Origin of the sequence: Binatus sp. (SeqCode), from assembly GCF_050013435.1 — a bacterium.
Taxonomy (GTDB): domain Bacteria; phylum Desulfobacterota; class Binatia; order Binatales; family Binataceae; genus Binatus.
In genome coordinates this window covers 1-12632 of sequence record NZ_JBEKFG010000092.1, presented here as the reverse complement: position 1 = coordinate 12632, position 12632 = coordinate 1, and the positions used below count along the sequence as shown (strand labels likewise).

General features: G+C 62.1%; 13 protein-coding genes and 1 pseudogene. 1 reads left to right on the top strand and 13 read right to left on the bottom strand.

Annotated elements, in window-relative coordinates; all coding sequences use genetic code 11:
• Positions 1-106: 106 nt before the first annotated feature.
• On the bottom strand, positions 107-523 hold the full coding sequence (locus tag ABSB13_RS15135) for a hypothetical protein (protein WP_428110036.1): 417 nt from the start codon (positions 521-523) through the stop codon (positions 107-109).
• A 216-nt stretch (positions 524-739) separates the two neighbouring features.
• On the opposite strand from ABSB13_RS15135, the gene ABSB13_RS15130 reads away from it, so the two are divergent.
• Positions 740-1681, top strand: coding sequence for an LLM class flavin-dependent oxidoreductase (locus tag ABSB13_RS15130; protein ID WP_428110034.1), 942 nt, complete (start codon positions 740-742; stop codon positions 1679-1681).
• A 125-nt stretch (positions 1682-1806) separates the two neighbouring features.
• On the opposite strand, the gene ABSB13_RS15125 is transcribed toward ABSB13_RS15130, so the two are convergent.
• From ABSB13_RS15125 to hslU, 12 genes and pseudogenes are all read right to left on the bottom strand, one after another.
• Positions 1807-2565 (bottom strand): DUF1499 domain-containing protein, encoded by a 759-nt coding sequence (locus ABSB13_RS15125; RefSeq protein ID WP_428110032.1) that lies wholly within the window; start codon positions 2563-2565, stop codon positions 1807-1809.
• A gap of 43 nt (positions 2566-2608) precedes the next feature.
• Positions 2609-3481 (bottom strand): 4-hydroxy-tetrahydrodipicolinate synthase, encoded by an 873-nt coding sequence (gene dapA / locus ABSB13_RS15120; RefSeq protein WP_428110030.1) that lies wholly within the window; start codon positions 3479-3481, stop codon positions 2609-2611.
• Between the two features lie 22 nt (positions 3482-3503).
• Positions 3504-4394 carry a diaminopimelate epimerase gene (dapF, locus tag ABSB13_RS15115; protein WP_428110028.1) on the bottom strand — a complete coding sequence of 297 codons (891 nt, stop codon included), beginning with the start codon at positions 4392-4394 and terminating at the stop codon, positions 3504-3506.
• Positions 4395-4409: 15 nt separating this feature from the next.
• Positions 4410-5669: a diaminopimelate decarboxylase gene (lysA, locus tag ABSB13_RS15110; RefSeq protein WP_428110027.1), complete on the bottom strand. Its 1260-nt coding sequence runs from the start codon at positions 5667-5669 to the stop codon at positions 4410-4412.
• Between the two features lie 131 nt (positions 5670-5800).
• Complete coding sequence (locus ABSB13_RS15105; RefSeq protein WP_428110025.1) at positions 5801-6307, bottom strand: hypothetical protein; 507 nt, start codon at positions 6305-6307, stop codon at positions 5801-5803.
• A complete protein-coding gene (gene argH, locus ABSB13_RS15100) occupies positions 6304-7656 on the bottom strand; it encodes an argininosuccinate lyase (RefSeq protein ID WP_428110037.1) in 1353 nt (450 codons plus the stop codon). The genes ABSB13_RS15105 and argH overlap by 4 nt, the downstream gene beginning before the upstream one ends.
• Before the next feature lie 102 nt (positions 7657-7758).
• On the bottom strand, positions 7759-7935 hold the full coding sequence (locus tag ABSB13_RS15095) for a hypothetical protein (protein ID WP_428110024.1): 177 nt from the start codon (positions 7933-7935) through the stop codon (positions 7759-7761).
• 32 nt (positions 7936-7967) lie between these two features.
• Positions 7968-9185, bottom strand: coding sequence for an argininosuccinate synthase (locus tag ABSB13_RS15090; RefSeq protein WP_428110023.1), 1218 nt, complete (start codon positions 9183-9185; stop codon positions 7968-7970).
• Positions 9186-9199: 14 nt separating this feature from the next.
• On the bottom strand, positions 9200-10141 hold the full coding sequence (argF, locus tag ABSB13_RS15085; protein ID WP_428110021.1) for an ornithine carbamoyltransferase: 942 nt from the start codon (positions 10139-10141) through the stop codon (positions 9200-9202).
• Positions 10142-10160: 19 nt separating this feature from the next.
• Complete coding sequence (locus ABSB13_RS15080; RefSeq protein WP_428110020.1) at positions 10161-11348, bottom strand: aspartate aminotransferase family protein; 1188 nt, start codon at positions 11346-11348, stop codon at positions 10161-10163.
• On the bottom strand, positions 11345-12289 hold the full coding sequence (argB, locus tag ABSB13_RS15075; RefSeq protein ID WP_428110019.1) for an acetylglutamate kinase: 945 nt from the start codon (positions 12287-12289) through the stop codon (positions 11345-11347). Before argB ends, ABSB13_RS15080 begins: the two co-directional genes overlap by 4 nt.
• A gap of 106 nt (positions 12290-12395) precedes the next feature.
• A pseudogene (gene hslU / locus ABSB13_RS15070) lies at positions 12396-12632 on the bottom strand (HslU--HslV peptidase ATPase subunit); the annotation flags it as partial.

Sequence of the window (12632 nt, the reverse complement as noted above, 5' to 3'; positions counted from 1 at the left end):
CAATTGATCAAGTAAAAGCCGAGGAAGGAACGGAAGACGGCATCGGCGCGCTCCGCGATGGAGCGCGCCGATATTCGAATCGTCGTTCAGCAAGCTGTGTGCGCGACTACTTCTTCAGCACACCCTCGAGACGGCTGTGACTCTTCACGCACGTGCCAAGGCTGGTGAACGGATCCGGCCAGTCATGCTTAACGCAATATGGCAGCGCGGCCATATCGTTTTCAGTATATCCGCGCGACGTGAGATCCTTCCTGATGCAGTCGCTGTGCGCCTTGTTGGAGCCCGCGACCGCGGCGGCGTCGTCGGCAGCTTCAGTAATCAACGCGTCGCGAAGCGCAATCTTCACCTGCGCATCGTCACTCTTGCCGAGTGAGCCCGCCACATTGCTCGACGGACCGCAGGTCCCAACCGCGTCGATGAACGCCTCTTCCAGCCCGGCCGCACCAAGGTCTTTTGCGAATCCCACACCCGCCGCCGTCATCAACATACTTGTCGCGAACAATGCCACCGCAATTCGTTTCATCGCATTTCTCCTCCAGGTAGAGATGTGACCCGGGAAAAGCGGCCCCATCGTTGGTAATCTCCATATCTGTACGATGCGACCAGCGATAAAGTCCAGCGGGCGCGGCCAATTTTGGACTCGGCGGCACAACGTCCCGGTTCCGGCGGGCACACGGCTTGACGGAAACTGCTGCTTGATGAAAGTGTCGGCTGCAGTCAGACGAAAGGGAAATTCATCATGGCCAAAATTGCGCTTGCCTGCACGATACTTCCCGACAGCCCGCCGGCGCGCCTGATCGAATGGTCGCGGGCGGCGGAGGACGCGGGTTTTTCGGGCGTCTTCATGACCGAGGCGAACAACGACTCGCTGGCGTGCGCGCTCGCGCTCGGACTTCACACCAAGCGAATCAAACTCGGCACTGCGATCACGAACATCTATCTGCGCCATCCGAATCTGCTCGCCAATGAAGCCGCTGCGGTTCAGGAATTCACCGGCGGACGATTTATCCTCGGTCTCGGCACAGGCCATCGCGAGAGCAATTCAGCGCTGGGAATCGAAATGGGAATACCGCTGACCCGAATGCGCGAAACGGTGAAGACTCTTCGCGCCGCGCTCGAGGGGGGCAAGACCGGCCCGCGCGTCAGCGCGAAGCTGCCACTTTATCTGGCGGGGGTATCGCGCCCGATGGTGAAGCTGGCCGGCGAAATCGGAGACGGCGTCATTTTCAACTTCTTTCCGCCCGCGCGGGTCAAGGAAGCGCTCGGCGAGTTGTCCGAGGGCGCACAGATCGGCGGCCGCGACGTGAAACAGATCGAGGCGGCGCTATTCGCCACCGCGTTTATTTCAGACGATCTCGAAGCCGCGCGTCGTCCCGCGCGCAAGCTCCTGTCCCGCTACGGCGCGCTCAAGTTTTACGGCAACATGATGGCGCATTCGGGATTCGAGCGGGAAATCGCAGCGATTCGCGCCGCCGGGCGCGACGGCGACGCGGCCGTCAAGGCGGTCAGCAACGAGCTGATCGATGCGACCCTGCTGGTCGGCTCGGAAGCGCGCGTGCGCGAGCGGCTGCATGACCTATGCGCGCCGGGAATTGGCACTGCGATCGTGTTTACGAATCCGGTCAATGAAGATCGCAACGCTGCCGTGATGCGGACGATTCGCGCGCTCAAGCAGGGATGACCCCTGCACCCAATGTTAAGGCGGCCCGCCGTTGGCGGGCGCGGTCACCGTCGCGAGATGCGGGCTTCGCCCGGTTAGAAGGGTAAGGGGGAATTTACCTCGCCCAAGTTGGAGGCGCCGCCTCCTTACGGCAGTTCCTCTTGAGGGTTGACCTTGCCGCGGGCCAGTGCGACGCGATCAAAGAAACGGCGGATACGCCGGGCGTTGACGCCGAAATCGCCGATCCCGTCGCGCGATTTCGAGCGCATCTCGATCAGGCTTACGCCGTCGGGAGTCGGCCGAATCTGGATCACGACATCATCCTCGAAATGGAACAGCCACGAAGTCACGACAACCTCGAGCGTATTCTTGGCCCGATCGGAATAGGTAATCTTCCACGTAGGCGCGGCTCGGGCGACATCTGATACGCGCGTGAATTCCGCCGACGGTTCGAGGCGCTCCTTGATCGGACCGATCGGGCCGTAACCGGCCAGCTGCTTGTCGGCGTACTTTGCCTTGTCGTATTTCATGTCGCGCCCCGCCTCATGCTGCAGCTTCTGGGCGAAAACGAACTCGGGCGGATTATCGAAATCGGTGGTGATGTCGTTGATGGCCGGATACTTCGAACTGCGCAGCACGGTCACGATTAACGGCAACGCGATCAGCAGGCATATCGCCGTGCCCACCAAAGCTCGATTGCGCCCGGCTCGTAATTGAGGCTTGCGCGTCATGAAAATCGCGATGAACCCGATCAGGGCTCCCATGATGCTCAGCAGAAACCCGACTGCGAACAACTGGAAACCCATGAACGGCGCAATCAGGTAGAAGTGCGCGCCAACAATTCCTGCCGCGATCAGCGCGACCGACAACAGCGCATCGAAGAAGGCCAGCCATGCCGCAGCCATATTGTTCTCCTGCGATTAATTCGCGACCACGACCAATGAGCGATCAGACGAGGCGGAGTTCCTTCATCGCGATGCACAACTTCTCCGCGGGGCCTGCAGTCATCGTTACCAGCGGCATGCGCAACTCGTTGGCGCACTTGCCCATGAACGCGAGCGCCTGCTTGACGGGAATCGGATTCGTTTCGACGAACAGCGCGCGTATAAGCGGCAGCAATCGGTAATGGATCTCGCGCGCCTTCACGAGATCACCGCGGAGCGCGGCGGCCGCAAGATCGTGCATCTCGCGCGGAACCACGTTACTGGACGTCGCGATCACACCCTTGGCGCCGAGCGCGATCAGCGGCAGCGTCAAGCCGTCGTCGCCGGAAAAGATCGCGAGCCGGTCACCGCACAGCTTTAAGATGTCGGACGACTGATCCATCGAGCCCGACGCCTCCTTAACGCCAACGATATTCTTGATTTCGCTGAGTCGCGCAAAGGTCTCGGGCGCGATGTTCGAGGCGGTACGACCGGGGATGTTGTACACGAACAGCGGCAAATCCACGCTCGCCGCGATCATCTTGTAGTGCCTGAAGATGCCGTCCTGGGTGGGCTTGTTGTAATAGGGCGATAGCAACAGCGCGCCGTCCGCACCCATCTCACGCGCCGCCGCGGTCAGCCGAATCGCCTCCGCAGTCGAGTTCGAGCCGGTGCCCGCAATTATCGGAACGCGCTTTCGCGCCTGCTCGATCGTGAGCTTGATTACGCCGTCATGCTCGGCGTGCGTGAGCGTGGCGGCCTCGCCGGTCGAGCCGCACGGGACCAGCCCGTCGATTCCGCTCTGAATCTGCCACTCGATAAGGTCGCGCAACGCCGGCGCGTCCACCTCGCCATCGCGAAATGGCGTAACAAGTGCCGTCAGTGCCCCATTGAACATCGTTTGAAGCCTCCCGCCTTATTCAACTCACCGGGACCATCTCGCCCGCGCTCAGCTCGATCTCGCCACGATAAACCTCGACGGCGTCGCCGGTCATGAAGACGTGATTCGCATCGGCTCCTTCGGCGCGCCATTCGATTTCAAGATTGCCGCCGCGCAACTCCACCGTCGCGGTCCGTTCGGAGTGATTTGTCAGAACCGCCGCGACCACTGCTGCGCACGCCCCGGTGCCGCAGGCCCAGGTCTCGCCCGAGCCACGCTCCCACACGCGCATCCTGAGATTGCGGCGCGAGACGGCCATGATGAACTCGGTATTTACGCGGCGGGGAAAGAACGGATGATGCTCGAACTTGCGGCCCAGTTCCGCGAAATCACGATCCTGCAGCTTGAACACGCCGTCATCGGCAACGAATACGACGCAATGCGGATTGCCCATCGATAACGCCGTGATCGACTCGCGCATGCCTGCGACATCCAGCGGATAGTCTATAATTCGGCCGACCGCATCGACCGGGATGTCGCGGCCTTCGAGGATCGGCTCGCCCATGTCGACCGTCGCGCCGACCACGCGGTGGTGTTCCAGCCGCAGCTCGACCGTCTTGAGCCCGGCGTCGGTCTCCACGACCATCGGATTCGCGCGCACCAGGCCGCGCTCGAAGGCAAGCCGCGCAAGGCATCGGATTCCGTTGCCGCACATGGCGCTGCGGCTTCCGTCCGCGTTGTACATCTCCATTCGTATGTCGGCGTTGCTTGACGGCGCGAGCATGATCAGACCGTCGCTGCCTACGCCGAAGTGGCGGTCAGAAAGCTTCACCGAAAGTGCGGACGGATCGGCGGGACGCGCGTGCATAGCAACGAGGTAGATATAGTCGTTGCCGCATCCGTGCATCTTGGTGAATTCGAGCGTTGCCATCGCGTTTGTGCGCTCTCACGCCGGCTTGAGGGTAACTATGTGTTCGCCGCGGATCAGGTCCTCGAAGCTCTCGCGCTCGCGAATCACGTGCACTTCGGCGCCGTCAACCAGGATCTCAGGCGCGCGCGGGCGGCTATTGTAGTTCGACGACATGACGAAGCCATAAGCGCCGGCGCTCATCACGGCGAGCAGGTCGCCCTCCCTGGGCTCAGCCATCTCACGCTCGCGCGCGAAGAAATCGCCGCTCTCGCAAACCGGACCAACGATGTCCGCCGTCACGGTCTTGCCGGGCATCCGTCGATCGACGGGAACGATTGCATGGTATGCCTGGTAAAGCACGGGCCGAATCAAATCGTTCATCGCACCATCGATAACGACGAAGCGCTTCACGTCGGTCTGCTTGTTATAGAGGACTCGCGTCACCAACACGCCCGCGTTGCCGACCATCACGCGTCCCGGCTCGGTGATTATCTTGAGCCCAAGCTCCGCGATCGGCTTCAGCAGAGCGTGGGCGTATTCCGAGGGCGGCGGCAGCTGCTCTTGATAGGGGATGCCGAGACCGCCGCCGAGATCCAGGTACTTGAGCGTGATTCCCGCGCTGCGGAGCCGCCCGACAATCGCGGCAACCTTCCGCCCCGCTTCGGCAAACGGCGCCATCTCGGTTATCTGCGATCCGATATGCGTGCTCAGACCGACGATTTCAAGCGCAGGCAGCGCGCTCGCTTCCGCGTAGTATTCGTCCACCTGCGAGAGCGGCACGCCAAACTTGCTGTCGCGATGGCCGGTGGAAATGTGCGGATGCGTGCCCGGATCGAGATCGGGATTCACGCGCAGGCTGACCGGCGCGCGACGCTTCATCCTGCCCGCGACCTCGGCCACGCGATGCAGTTCCGGGCGCGACTCGACGTTGATCATCAGGATGCCGGCTTCGAGCGCGGCCGCGATCTCCTCATCGGTCTTGCCGACGCCGGAGAAGACGATCTTGCGCGGGTCGGCGCCGATTCGCAGGCATCGCATCAGCTCGCCGACGGAGACGATATCGAATCCGGCGCCCATCGAGGCGAACAATTTCAGGATGCTCAGATTCGAGAGCGCCTTCATCGCATAGCAGATCAAATGGTCGGTGCCGGCGAAGGCCTCGTCGAAGACCCGGAAGTGCCGCTTCAGCGTGCGCACGCTATAAACGAAAAAAGGCGTGTTGATTCGCCGCGCCAAATCGGCGATCGGCACGTCCTCGGCATATAGCTGATCGTTGCGGTATTCGAAGTAGTTCATTGCGATGTGGCGTCGGTCACGCGGCTGCTTTGCTCGCTCGACGGCGGTGCGATGGGTGAAGGATCGTTTCTATCATAGCGCAGCCCGGCGAATAAACGGACGCGTCGGCGTAGTTCCGCTCGCACCCGGCGTTATCGCAGCGGTACTGGCGTGGGCACCACGAAATTTTCCGGGTTCGGCGGAGCCGCCGCACCCTTGCGCACGACCGTCACATCGTTCGACGGCTCGCTGACGTAACCGTCGCTGGTGTTGGAGGTCACCTGGTAATGATAGGTCTTGCCCATGATGGTCGCGCCGTCGATGAAGGTAAAAGTGTGTTGTACCTGAAATCGCCCTTCATCATACACCTGGATGTCACCAATCTTCTTGACAGGCTTACCCTCTTGGGCGCGCAAGATTGTAAAGCCGCCCAGGTCGCGCATCTTTTGGCCGCCGGCGTAGCTTTCGGGCCGCTCCCAGGTCAGCCGAACTCCATCTTTCGAATTGACGGCCTCAAGGCCGAGGATTTTCTCGGGACGCGCCGCCTCCGGTGATATCGGCGGCGACTTCACGCCGCATCCGAGGAACATCGCGCTTGCAAGCGCGGCAATCATGAGCGCAAACGTCAACCACTTCGCCCGGTTGGTTTCCCGATTCATCGACGTCCCAGCTCCTTGAGGCGGCGCTTGACTGTGGAAGGCGCCGGACCGCCCTCGATCGTACGCCGGGCGACCGAGTTCTCGGCTCGAAGAATCGCGATCGCGTCGGCGCCAAACGCGTTGGAATGCCGTCGCAGCTCCGCGATGCTCAAATCCTCGAGCGTCCGGCCCGCTTCGGCCGTCTCGCGGACTATCGCGCCGACGATTTCATGCGCCCGGCGAAACGGAGTGCCGCGACCGACCAGGTATTCCGCGAGATCTGTGGCCAGCGCGAATCCTCCCGCTGAGGCTTGCATGCGCTTGGTGTCAAACCGCAGTTTCGGCCAGAACTTCGCCAGCAGTTCGAGCGCCGGCTTGAGCGCGTCGAGCGCGTCGAACACGCGTTCCTTGTCTTCCTGCAAGTCCGAGTTGTAGGCCAGCGGAAGGCCCTTCAAAACCGTCAGCATCGCGACCAAATCGCCGATTACCCGGCCGGTCTTGCCGCGGATCAGTTCGAGCAGATCGGGATTCTTCTTCTGCGGCATCATCGAGCTACCGGTCGAAAATTCATCGGGCAACGCCGCGAACCCGAACTCCGTGCTCGTCCAGAGAATTATTTCTTCGCTCATCCGCGACAGATGCACCTGCGTGAGCGCGGCGGCCGAAAGAAAATCTATTACGAAGTCGCGATCCGACACCGCGTCCATGCTGTTGGCGGTGATCGCCCTGAAGCCCAACGCCCGCGCGACCATCCGGCGGTCCAGCCGCAGCGTCGTCCCCGCCAAAGCTCCTGCGCCGAGCGGCATGATCGCCGTGCGCGCCGCGCACTGCTCGAAGCGCTCGCGATCCCGGCCAAGCATCTCGACGTAGGCGAGCAAATGATGCGCGAGCGTGACCGGCTGCGCGCGTTGCAAATGCGTATAGCCCGGCATGATCGTGGCGAGGTGGCGCTTGGCGAGCCGAATCAGCACGGCGCGAAGCCCGGCGACCAGCGCGATCACGCCGGCAATCTCGTCGCGGAGATAGAGCCGCATGTCGAGCGCGACCTGATCGTTGCGCGAACGTCCGGTATGCAGCTTGCGCCCGGGTTCACCAATCAGCGCGATCAGCCGGCGCTCGACGGCCAGGTGGATGTCTTCATCGGCGATATCGAACTTGAAGCGTCCATCCGCGATTTCATCTTCGATGCGCTCGAGTCCACCAACGATTGCACGCAACTCGCTCGCCTTGAGCAGCCCGGCGCGCTCGAGCATCTGCGCATGCGCGATCGACCCGCGAATATCGTGCCGAAAAAGCCGCCGGTCGAAGGGCAACGACGCGGTGAAGGCTTCGACCTCGGGGATGCGGCCGCGCGTGAATCTTCCCCGGATGAGATTGCGCGCTGCGGCGCCGGCCGGCACAGTCTTAACCTTCTTTTTCTGGCCGCGACGCACTTTCACTCTTTCAATCCGAAACGATCGGAGCAGGCCGCATCACTTGGCGGGCCGCAATTGGCAGGTGCATCCGCGTGCCGCACAACTCATCGAACCGTCGGGATGGGTGATATGGACGTCCATCTTGTGATGGCAATGATCGCAATCTCCGGTGCGCGGACGGGGCACCAGCTTGGGCGGTGTTCGCGGCGGCTTGAACTGGATGACCTTGCCCAACTCGATGCGTCCTTCGATGATCGATTTGACGATCAGCTCTTGGTGTCCACACGAGCCAGCGCTCTGAGCCTCATGCCCGCGAGCCTGATGAAGCCATCGGCGTCGGCCTGATTGAACCCGCCCGCTTCCTCGAAACTCGCGATCTTCGAATCGTACAAGGAGTTCGGCGATTTGCGTCCGGCGATCCATACGCCGCCCTTGAAGAGCTTCAGCCGCGCGACTCCGCTCACGTATTTCTGCGTATTATCCATCAGCGCCTGCAGCGCCTCACGTTCGGGCGCAAACCAATATCCGTAATACACCATTTCCGCGTAGCGTGGGATAAGCGAGTCGCGCAGATGCATCACCTCGCGATCGAGCGTGAGCTGCTCAACCGCACGGTGCCCATGGAAGAGGATTGTCACCCCGGGCGTCTCGTAAACTCCGCGCGATTTGATTCCGACGTAGCGGTTCTCCACCAAATCGACGCGACCGATCCCGTGGCGGCCCGCGATTTCGTTGGCGCGCTGGATAATCCGCGCGGGGGTGAGCCGCTCTCCATTGATTGCGACCGGATTGCCGCCGGCGTACTCGATTTCGACGTACTCAGGCTTGTTCGGCGCGTCTTCGGGGGAGACGGTCAATCGGAACATGTCGTTGTAAGGCTCGCGCCACGGGTCCTCGAGGATACCACCCTCGTAGCTGACATGGACCATGTTGCGATCCATCGAGTACGGCTTCTCGGCGGTCACGGGCACCGGAATCTTCTTTTCGCTGGCGTATGCGACCATGTCGGCGCGGCCTTTGAACGGCCAATCGAGACGGCGCCACGGCACGACGATCTTGAGATCCGGCGCAAGCCGCGCATACGTCAGCTCGAATCGCACCTGGTCGTTGCCCTTGCCGGTGGCGCCGTGGGCGACGGCGTCGGCGCCTTCCTCGCGCGCTATCGCGACCTGCTGCTTGGCGATCATCGGCCGCGCGATCGACGTGCCGAGCAGATAATAGGCCTCGTACACGGCATTCGCGCGCATCATCGGGAACACGAAGTCGCGGGCAAATTCCTCGCGAAGATCGACGATATGAAGTTTGCTCGCTCCGGTCTTGAGCGCCTTCGCTTCCAGGCCCTCGGTCTCGTCGCCCTGCCCGATGTCCGCGCAATAGGCGATCACCTCGCATCCGAAGCGATCCTTGATCCAGCGCAGGATCACCGACGTGTCGAGTCCGCCCGAATAAGCGAGCACCACTTTTTTTATTTCTTCGGTTGCCACGATTCCTCCGACCGTCACTCTGGCGACGGCGAAGTCCGCAAAATTTCAGGACGTATCAGCCAGACCATCACCGCCTTCTGCGCATGCAGCCGATTCTCGGCTTGATCAAGCACCACCGAGCGCGGTCCGTCGATCACGTCGTCGGTGATTTCCTCGCCGCGATGCGCCGGCAGGCAATGCATTACGATCGCGCTCTTGCGCGCATTGCGCAGCAGCGCATCATTGACCTGGAACCCCTTGAAGTCGCGCCGGCGCTGCGCGGCTTCCTTCTCACGGCCCATCGAAGTCCACGTGTCGGTGTAAACCGCGTCCGCGTCCTTTACCGCCTCGGCAGGATCGTCAGTGAGCGTGCCGATTTCTTCGCCGCGCAGGCGCTTCATGAACGCCTTCTCGGGCTCGTAGCCCTTCGGGCAAGCCAGCCGAAGCTCGAAACCCGCGATCGAGGCCGCCTCGATCCAGCTCTGCGCAAGGTTGAATCCATCGCCCACAAATGCGACGCGGACTTTCCTGAGATCGCGCCCGAAGTGTTCCTGCAGTGTCATCAGATCGGCGAGCAACTGGCACGGATGAAGCAAATCGGTGAGCCCGTTGATAACCGGCACGGTGGCCTCGCGCGCCAACTCGACCGCGGTCTCGTGCGAAAAGGTGCGAATCATGATCAAATCCACGGACCGCGAAATGTTACGCGCGACGTCCTTAACCGATTCGCGCTCCCCGATACCGATATCATTCGGTGCGAGATAAATCGCATGCCCGCCAAGCTGCGCCATGCCGGTCTCGAACGTGACTCGCGTCCGCAGCGACGGCTTCTGAAATACCATCGCGAGGGTCTTGCCGCGCAGGTACGGATGCTCGAGCCCGATCTTGAGCTCGGCCTTGAGCCGCGCGCCAAGCGTGAGCAGTCCGCTGAGTTCAGCGGGCGAGAGCGAACTGAGGTCGAGGAAATCGCGTTTCATCTGGCGTATGCGACGCGGCTCATTTCGGAGCCGGCGCGCTCTTGAATGCATTTTCGATAATCGCAAGACCGGTGTCGGCTTCCTCGCGGCTGAGGTTCAGCGGCGGCAGCAGCCGCAGCACGTTGCCCGCGGTGCCGTTGACCAGCAGCCGCTGCTTGACGCACTCCTCGACGATCGGACGCACGTCGTGCTTGAGCACCACGCCGATGATCATTCCGAGTCCACGAACTTCGACGATTCGATCGCACGAGCGCGCAAATTTGCCGAGCCGCTCGAGGAGATAGCCGCCGACGCTCGACGCGTTGTCCAGCACGCCGTCCTGCTCGAGCGCGTCGATCACGGCGAGCGCCGCCGCACACGCCACCGGATTTCCGCCGAACGTGCTGCCATGGCTGCCGGGCGTGAAGCTCGATGCGACCTCGGGACGCGCAATCATCGCGCCGATCGGGATTCCACCGCCGAGCGCCTTGGCCAGCGTCACGATGTCGGGCTTGATGCCGGCGTGCTCGTAGGCGAAAAACCGCCCGGTGCGCCCAACTCCGGTCTGCACTTCGTCCAGAATCAGCAGCAGCTTGTTGCGATCGCACCAGTCGCGCATTCGCTTGAGGTAATCCGCGCGCGGCACGACCACGCCACCCTCGCCCTGGATTGGTTCGACCATCACGGCGACGGTTTCGTCGCGCCGCGCGCGATCGAGCGCGGCGATGTCGTCGAAGGGCACGAGCCTGAAACCGGGCATCAACGGTTGAAACCCCTGATGGTATCGCTCCTGGCCGGTCGCGGTGAGGGTAGCCAGCGTGCGTCCATGGAACGATCCGAGCGCCGTCAAAATCTCGAAGCGCCCGTTGCCCCATCGCCGCGCGAGCTTGATCGCGGCCTCGTTGGCTTCGGCCCCCGAATTGCCCAGGAAAACTTTTCCCTCGCCGAAACGACCGGCCAGCCGCTCGACCAATCGCGCAGTCGGCTCCGTGTGAAAGACGTTGGAAACGTGCGTGAGCTTTTCCGCCTGCTCCTTGATCGCGCGCACGACGCGGGGATTTCCATGACCGAGACTGGTGACCGCCAGCCCGCAGAAAAAATCGAGATAACGATTGCCGTCGCCGTCATACAGATAGGCGCCATGCCCGCGCGCGAACGCGATCGGAAGGCATCCGTAAACATCGACCATGTGCCGATGCGTGAGTTCTACTATCTCAGCATTGTTCATCGCGCCTTGCCGCTGCCCTCTGCGCTACGCGCCGTGTCCGTCAACGCCGACACTTTGGCGCGGCGCTGAACCACTTCGGTGCCGATTCCCGAGCGGGTGAAGATTTCCAGCAGCACCGCGTGTTTGACGCGGCCGTCGATTATGTGGGTCTTCGCCACGCCCTTGTTCAGCGCCTCGATGCAACATTCGACCTTCGGAATCATCCCCTCGTGAATCACCCCGCGCGCGATCAGCCGCCTGGCTTCCGCGGCATCGAGCGTCGGAAGCAATTTGCCGTCCTTGTCCTTGACGCCTTCGACGTCGCTCAGCAGGATCAGTTTTTCCGCTTTGAGCGCGGCCGCGATCTCGCCGGCGGCCACGTCGGCATTGATGTTGTAAGTCTGACCGTCGCGGCCGAACCCGGTCGGCGCGATCACCGGGATGAAGTTGTTGGCCTCGAGCGTGCGCAGCAATTCCGGATTCACCCGATCGACTTCGCCGACCAGCCCGATATCGACCCGCGAGCGTTTGCCGTGGTCATCGGTCACGACCATCCGCATCTTGCGCGACCTGATCAGGTCGCCGTCCTTGCCCGAAAGCCCAACCGCGCGGCCGCCATTGCGCGAAATCGTCGCCACCAGGTCTTTGTTGATTCTCTGCAGGACCATCTCGGCCGCTTCCATCGTCGCCGGATCGGTGACGCGCATCCCGCGCACGAAGCGCGACTTCAGTCCGAGCTTGCCGATAAGTTCGGTAATCTGCGGGCCGCCGCCGTGCACGATGATCGGGTTGATCCCGACCAGGTCGAGCAGCACGACTTCCTGCGCGAAGCTTTCGCGCAACTCCTCGTTCTGCATCGCGTGGCCGCCGTATTTGATCACGAACGTTTTGCCGCGAAAGCGCCGAATGTAGGGCAGCGCTTCGATCAGCACGGCGGCTCGATTGTGGATGGCCTCTTTCACGCCTTGGGCAACCTCTCCAAAAAAGGAAATCAAAACAGTATTGAGCGCGCGGCGCAATCCACGCCCGAGCGCGGCTGTTGGAGCAATTGTAACCGGTGAACGGGAGCTACAGAATATACCGCGACAGATCCTCGTCCTTGACGATTTCATCGAGGCGGCCGTGAACGTACGCGGCGTCGATCGTCAGATCGCGTTCCTGCAGTTCCGGCGCGCTGAACGACAGCTCTTCCAATAGCCGCTCGATCACCGTATGCAGCCGGCGCGCGCCGATATTTTCCGAGCGCGAGTTGACCTTGGCCGCGATCTCCGCCAGCGCCGCCACCCCGTCCTCGGTGAAGCGCAT

What these genes read in the sequence shown, in the direction of transcription:
- argF (WP_428110021.1), bottom strand. Translation starts at nt 10,141, where the DNA reads ATGAAACGCGATTTCCTCGACCTCAGTTCGCTCTCGCCCGCTGAACTC.
- dapF (WP_428110028.1), bottom strand. Translation starts at nt 4,394, where the DNA reads ATGGCAACGCTCGAATTCACCAAGATGCACGGATGCGGCAACGACTAT.
- ABSB13_RS15135 (WP_428110036.1), bottom strand. Translation starts at nt 523, where the DNA reads ATGAAACGAATTGCGGTGGCATTGTTCGCGACAAGTATGTTGATGACG.
- lysA (WP_428110027.1), bottom strand. Translation starts at nt 5,669, where the DNA reads ATGAACTACTTCGAATACCGCAACGATCAGCTATATGCCGAGGACGTG.
- ABSB13_RS15105 (WP_428110025.1), bottom strand. Translation starts at nt 6,307, where the DNA reads ATGAATCGGGAAACCAACCGGGCGAAGTGGTTGACGTTTGCGCTCATG.
- dapA (WP_428110030.1), bottom strand. Translation starts at nt 3,481, where the DNA reads ATGTTCAATGGGGCACTGACGGCACTTGTTACGCCATTTCGCGATGGC.
- ABSB13_RS15130 (WP_428110034.1), top strand. Translation starts at nt 740, where the DNA reads ATGGCCAAAATTGCGCTTGCCTGCACGATACTTCCCGACAGCCCGCCG.
- ABSB13_RS15080 (WP_428110020.1), bottom strand. Translation starts at nt 11,348, where the DNA reads ATGAACAATGCTGAGATAGTAGAACTCACGCATCGGCACATGGTCGAT.
- ABSB13_RS15125 (WP_428110032.1), bottom strand. Translation starts at nt 2,565, where the DNA reads ATGGCTGCGGCATGGCTGGCCTTCTTCGATGCGCTGTTGTCGGTCGCG.